The sequence below is a fragment of the Microcystis sp. M31BS1 genome (assembly GCF_020245285.1).
GTDB lineage: Bacteria > Cyanobacteriota > Cyanobacteriia > Cyanobacteriales > Microcystaceae > Microcystis > Microcystis panniformis.
Map to the genome: position 1 here is coordinate 1 of NZ_JADBVE010000112.1, position 6143 is coordinate 6143.

Genomic DNA, 6143 nt, shown 5'->3' on the forward strand with positions numbered 1-6143 from the left:
AAATCCTTATCTGGCAAGAGACTTAATTGATTAGTTCGCTCTAGATAAAAAACAATTGACAAAAATCGCTAAATGCCTTTCTCTATAAGGGTTCCATCCCTTATAACCCCCGTCCATTGCATAACACAAACCGAAGAGCCAGTTTATGAATCGGTGATCAATAATTGTCATGGCTTAGTTAATGGATTGTCATTAACTAAATCATCAAAATCTTCAGCAAGATTTTGGGCTGACTCGCCTAGTTTAGGACTGAGCTTATCAGCAACAATCTTCAGGCTTTCTTCGTAGTTACTGGGTAACTCAAATTTAACTTCAAGATCGATTGGGTTATCATCTTCTTGTTTCCCTAAAGCTCTCTGTAAAGCTCGATTAATTAGGCTGTTCATGACATTAAATACTCCTGATACTGAGTGGTTATTGTTTGAATTATTCCATCGAACATTCCTAAATGGTATGCACGACGGAGCCATCGTTTGCACCAGATTTTCCCAACGACCTTCCATGTCTTTTTGAACTTGTAATTCTTGGCAAACTAAGTCTCTGATTGTTTTGTCATTGTCAGGAAGTGCTGCTAGTACCTGGTTGTCATTGCGTTCAAGGTTTCCAGAAGAAACATAAAGATCCTTGCGAATCTGCAAACAACTTTGATAAATGAGATGATTGAGGTACTGTTGGGAATTACCCTGTTCGCCAGGTAATAAAACTTCGGAACCTGTAGTATCATTTTCTAGGAGACAGCGACCTCGATCAGGGTTTGCTACCCCGTTAGGCTGATTAGGAAATAGGAAAACATCCACGATGTAGCTATAGGCAACTGCCCGTTTTTCTGGCGATTTCTTCAAAGGATCGTTAGTATCTTGCGTCCCCACAGCATAGAGGTCGATCGCGCGATCGAGATCGTAAAGAATTTTATCGAGAACAATTTGGCAGAGAACTGTTTTAGAAGTACAGCCACATTGCAAATAGCAGTCCAGTTTATCCGCAAGCTGATTGCGCTCAATGATCAGCCGTAGCAGCCTTTCTTCAGCTTCATCAAAGGCGGACATCCCATACAGGCCATAGAACAAAATCGGCGGTCGGGCAATCCGCAGCAACCGGAACCCACCGGATGGCTCGAAACCATCCACAAAAAGCTGCAAAGCTTCCAGAAAAGCAGTCAGAGGTGGGGCAGCAGGATAGATCAAGTTCTTACCAACGATGACTAGGCGCCGCAGGCGTTCGACATCCAACTGTGCTGTTGCCCCTAATTGGCGCAAACCCGCGACACTACCCTGACCAGACCTTTGAATGAGCGCATCCATGACGCGACTTAACTCGCCTTCAACCAGGAGAGCGCGAAGATCGCCTTGTCCCTGTTCTTCCAACCGTTGGAAAAGCTGGCGGTAGGCATCGATCCCTCTGGGCCATTCGTTGGGAGCATAAGCCTCTTGAGTTGCCCCGACTAAATTCCGCAGGGCATAGATAACAGCATCCCGGCGCACTTGTAACTCGCTATAGGGAGCCTGTAAGAGATAACGACCGCCGAAGCCGACATTAGAGAGTGCTTCACCCATCATCACAAATAAGACGGAAGCCACTTCATCCAAACTTTGAGCGAACTTGCGATAGATGAGGCTCATGGTAGGAGTCAGCGCCCCAACCAGCCGCGCCAGGCGAGCATAATCCCCCAAGGTGCGACGGATGCCGAAGGTTTTATCCCGCTGTCTGGGATCGAGGGCAAAACGAGCCGAATTCACCCCTTCCTGAATGGCAGAACGAACTGCCATCGCCCAGCCTTCCAATTCTGGGGTCACGTCCTTGAGGATGGAGTTGGTGGTCAGTTCCCGCAAATCCCGCTCCACATCATTGATCGCTTGCTGCATCTCCGCATCGGAGGATGTGGGGGCTTGCTGCAAGGCCATCGGTGTACCAGAAGCCAAAAGAAAGGGAACTCCCTCCGCCTCCTTGTTGATGGCTAATGCTCTAGGATTGTTTTTATAGCGGTTTAGTAATGCCTCTGCTATCTGTTTGGCATCATTGGGATCGCTGACTTTTAATTCTCGCCGCAGAAGATTATCCAACGCCATACGAGAACTACTGTTCGCCATCAGGCCATTATTTTTGGCCATGGCACTACTATAATTAAACGGATTGCCAGATGAAGTGTTCATAATTTATCAGGGCAAGGAAAAAAGGTGTTGGGGTTGTTTCAGTGATCAGTTATCCCCTATATTCCTAAGTTTTCAGAGCAAAGCGGCTTGTATTTCTTTAAAACTGGGTGAAGATGGGGGAATAGGGGAGGTAAGATGATTAATAACCCGATTGGATAACTGACGGGCGGGAATTTGACCAGTAGCGAGGGCATAACTAGCGGCGCTGACCAGAAATCGCGGCGGTAAATCGGGGGGAACCTCTCCGTGGACTAATTGTCTAGCACCAGCTTGAATCGCTTTTTCATCATCTTCAGAAAAAGGAATAATATCCGCCAGGGCCTGTTGGGCGAGATTGCGACGGGTTTGATAGGCAATTTCATCCACCAGATGGGGAATTAACAATTCCGAGGTGGTTAACAGACGTGCCGGCAGACGGTGAAAACGATTAGGGTTATAGAGTTGCTGCCAGACGCGCCGTAAGCGATCGCCCTCTTGACCAAATCCCATCCGTCGCAACATTTCCGCTAAGATCAAAATCCTCAGATATGCCGTCGGGTGCGCTCCTCCGGGACGATAGGTAAGGGTACGGGGAGCGGGATGAGCCAGAAAAAGTGCCATTCCCCAGGCCGCAGCTGGACCTGCTAATAAAATCGCCGCTAAATCGGCAAAAACTTCCTTATGCCAGCGTCCGTAGATGCGAGTAATACTGGGGTCGCCACTGGTGCCGAGAATGCGACGGATCACCGCTTGACGATTTTCCTGCCAGATACCCAGATCCGCTTGCAGATTGTGGGCTACTTCGTGGATAAAGACCGGTTGCCAAGGATTATCTCGATCCCAAGGAATCCGGATAATCGGGAAGGGATTAGGTTCTCCCAAAAGACGAGTCAGCAAAACTCCACGACGCATGGTAGCAGGCGAGAAACCGTGTTCCATATAACACAAGGGTTTGAGCATCGGTGCGCGAAATAATCCCGGGGAGGACTCGCGAACAGCCCGATAACAATCGATCGCGATCAGATCATGGGCGGCGAGAGCGGCGGCAAAAGAGGAACCCCTTTGACTAAAAATTTCAAAAAATAGGCCAAAACTACGGCGAGCGCGGTCAATTTCCCGTTCTACCAGTGCTATATCGATTAAAACTCGCTCTATCGGTGACTCGTTCCACGTCCCTTGTAGATGCTGAAGACGACGCTGAATTTGGCGATCAATCTTAGCCAGACGTTGATTAGCTGCCCGAAAATGGTCGGGAGAGGGAGCGTAGGGTAAATCTTGGGGGCGAATCCCCACGGAAGCATAATTTACCCTGACTAGACGACGCGCTCGCGCCGTTAGATCTAAAATTTTATTGTGTAGAAAAGCTCTCGTTCCCATACTGCCCCCATTGCGGTTGGTTGCCTAACTGCCTTGAATGCGAATAGTTACCGGTCCGCGCAGACGATAGCTATGGCTACGGCCACAGGTGGGGCAAGGTCGTCCCCCGGACATCGATTGCCGGCCGGGGCGATGCGGACTCGGGCCAGATGTGGTCGTGAGCGGACGGGCTAAACGGCGCACGGTGCGAGGACTTTGGGCGACTCGGGCGGCGGCACGACGCACGGCAGGGGCCACGGACCGGGCGGGTAAACCTCTTTGGGCAACGGTACGACTAACACCGCGCACAATGCGAGGCACGGCTCTAGCGGCGGCCGGCCCTTGACGACGGGCGAGGGTGCGTGTAGCTTGGCTGACACTACTGACCAATTGCCGGCGAGTTTGCCGCGGTAGTCGCGAGATATTGGGCATAGCGGTCCGCAGGGCAACGGCGGAAACAAAGGGAGCGGCCGCATCGATCGCATCTTCCGTCTCGGCCAGGTCAAATAAGTCCTCCAAAGCCTCAAACTCATCGGCCTCATCAGCCAAAAGTCTTCCGGCCACGTTGGCAATACGTCCGATTAATTGCGCTTGCGGTAGGGGAATCATACTGGCGATCGGTCCGACCACGCGGGCTACGGAACCAATTCCCCGGCCCACTCTTCCAGCAACTTGTCCGACTCTGCGTCCCACATTGCGAGCGATGCGTCCCAAGCGTCGGAAAAACTCGTCCGTGTCCTCCTCGGCCAGGGCATCGGCCAGGGCATCCTCCAGGGCATCGAAACCAGAATCGTAGCCCTGTTCTCCCCAGTCTTCCATCTCGTCAAATCCCTGACCACTACCGAGCATCGATCCGATGCCGCGAATTAAACCACCGATAAAGGCATCATCATCGGCTTCGGCCAGATCGTATTCCCCGAATTCATCCCCGGCATCGTAACTATCGTAATAGTCGCCCCTTTGGGCGGGGCCTTCCACTTGATCGTAAAACAAGTCATCCATGACATCGGTTTCAAAGGCTTGATACATGATTTTTCTCTCCTAATTGCAAGGGCAGAAATAGCTATAGGCGCGTGATCATAATTTCCACCGGTCCTTGTAGTCTTAGGCGCTGGGGCAGACCACCGCGACTGGGGCCGGGGCGAACAGAAGTTCTTCTCATCCCCGGGGCGGGACGGGATAACTGCCGTACTAAACGGGGTTGCGCCGCCACTCTCGCCCCGGTTTGTCGGATAGCTTGCGGTAAGCGACTGGGGGATAAACGACGACGAGCGGCGGTTTGTCCGACACTCTGAGCTATCCTCGGCAAAGCTCGCAGGGCAGCCGATCCCTGACGGCGGACTAGATTTCGAGCCACTTGGGTGGTACTGTGAACGATCTGACGACGGAGAGGACTACTGAGGGCGGCACGGCGCAGCACCGGTCTAACCATAGTGCGGGCCGCCATACCAGCTAGTACGGGTAAAGCCTCATCTAGCTCCTCATCGGCAAATAAATCGGCTAAGTCTTCTAGGGCATCCAATTCATCAAAGCCCTGGGCGGCATACTGTTGCAGCAGCGGCGCTACTTGCCCCAAAATGCTGGCCAAGGGATTGGCAGCGCGTCCGGCACGTCCCGCCACTCGCTGCACTTGGCCTGCCACTCGCTGCACCTGTCCAGCTACTCGTCCGGCAGTTTGGACCGCCCGTCCCACCCCCCGGGCTACCCGGCTGGCAGTGGTGGCTCCCCGACGGGCTGCCCCCGCCACCCGGCTAATTCCTCCTAATAATTGTCGGAAAAATTCATCGCTGTCTTCCGCGTCTAGGGCATCGGCAACGGCTTCTTCTAGGGCATCCCAATCATTGACTCCGCTATCGATGAGGTAATCATCGCCGAAATCTTCCCCTAATTCCGCCTCGTATTCGTCTTCTCCCAGAAAGCCCTCTCCTCCCATATCTTCCCATCCTAATTGGTCTTCGCCAAAACTGTCTTCGGCTTCAAATCCTTCAAAACCTTCGCTTTCCATACCTTCCCAAGCATCGAAGGCTCCCTCATCGGCAAAGGAGGAATTAGCGGCTAAGTCCTCCATAACATCACTTTCAAAAGGCTGATCCATATAAGTACCTTCCTGAGCGCAAGTAGTCGCTAAAATGTCGATAAAATTAAGAACAATTTCGACAGAATTAGGTCTGACCTAACCTTGTCTGTCTTCTCGTATTCCACATCGAGAGCTAGAGCGAGATCTTGCTAAGGAGTATTTTGCTATCTAGCTCTCTATTACTGTTTAGGATAGATTGTTCCTCTCCCTCTTACCAGTCACACGATCTAGGTCACTTATTTGGTGTAACTCATTTAAGGGACGTTATACCAATTTCAATAGTCGTGACTGACATCTGCAAGCCCAATTCTTCTCTCAGAGCGTAATTGCGCCTTAGAATAGACCTCTTGCAAAAATCAAAAATTGTTGTGAGGGTTAGGAGTCAGTAGTCAGGAGAATTAAGAATGAATAATAATCAATTAAATGCTCTATTTAGTGATTAGACCTCTTGCATAATTTTTTTATGGTATAATATAAGGTTTTGCTTTTTTCTCAATTCTTAGATTGAAGTGGAAAAAAGAATAAAATGTGATCTTAGGTCAGGAAATCATCTATAATTTTGCTATGTTTATTAGCAAAAT

4 protein-coding genes are annotated in these 6143 nt (G+C 50.6%); all 4 read right to left on the bottom strand.

What is annotated here, in order from left to right:
• Positions 1-167: 167 nt before the first annotated feature.
• Positions 168-2150: a hypothetical protein gene (locus IM509_RS06295; protein ID WP_185237932.1), complete on the bottom strand. Its 1983-nt coding sequence runs from the start codon at positions 2148-2150 to the stop codon at positions 168-170.
• A 72-nt stretch (positions 2151-2222) separates the two neighbouring features.
• On the bottom strand, positions 2223-3506 hold the full coding sequence (locus IM509_RS06300) for a hypothetical protein (RefSeq protein ID WP_052276301.1): 1284 nt from the start codon (positions 3504-3506) through the stop codon (positions 2223-2225).
• A 24-nt stretch (positions 3507-3530) separates the two neighbouring features.
• Complete coding sequence (locus IM509_RS06305) at positions 3531-4514, bottom strand: hypothetical protein (RefSeq protein WP_052276300.1); 984 nt, start codon at positions 4512-4514, stop codon at positions 3531-3533.
• A gap of 34 nt (positions 4515-4548) precedes the next feature.
• Positions 4549-5580: a hypothetical protein gene (locus tag IM509_RS06310; RefSeq protein WP_185237933.1), complete on the bottom strand. Its 1032-nt coding sequence runs from the start codon at positions 5578-5580 to the stop codon at positions 4549-4551.
• Positions 5581-6143 lie beyond the last annotated feature (563 nt).

Coding starts and splice junctions, on each gene's coding strand:
- IM509_RS06295 (WP_185237932.1), bottom strand. CDS start 2,150: ATGAACACTTCATCTGGCAATCCGTTTAATTATAGTAGTGCCATGGCC.
- IM509_RS06300 (WP_052276301.1), bottom strand. CDS start 3,506: ATGGGAACGAGAGCTTTTCTACACAATAAAATTTTAGATCTAACGGCG.
- IM509_RS06305 (WP_052276300.1), bottom strand. CDS start 4,514: ATGTATCAAGCCTTTGAAACCGATGTCATGGATGACTTGTTTTACGAT.
- IM509_RS06310 (WP_185237933.1), bottom strand. CDS start 5,580: ATGGATCAGCCTTTTGAAAGTGATGTTATGGAGGACTTAGCCGCTAAT.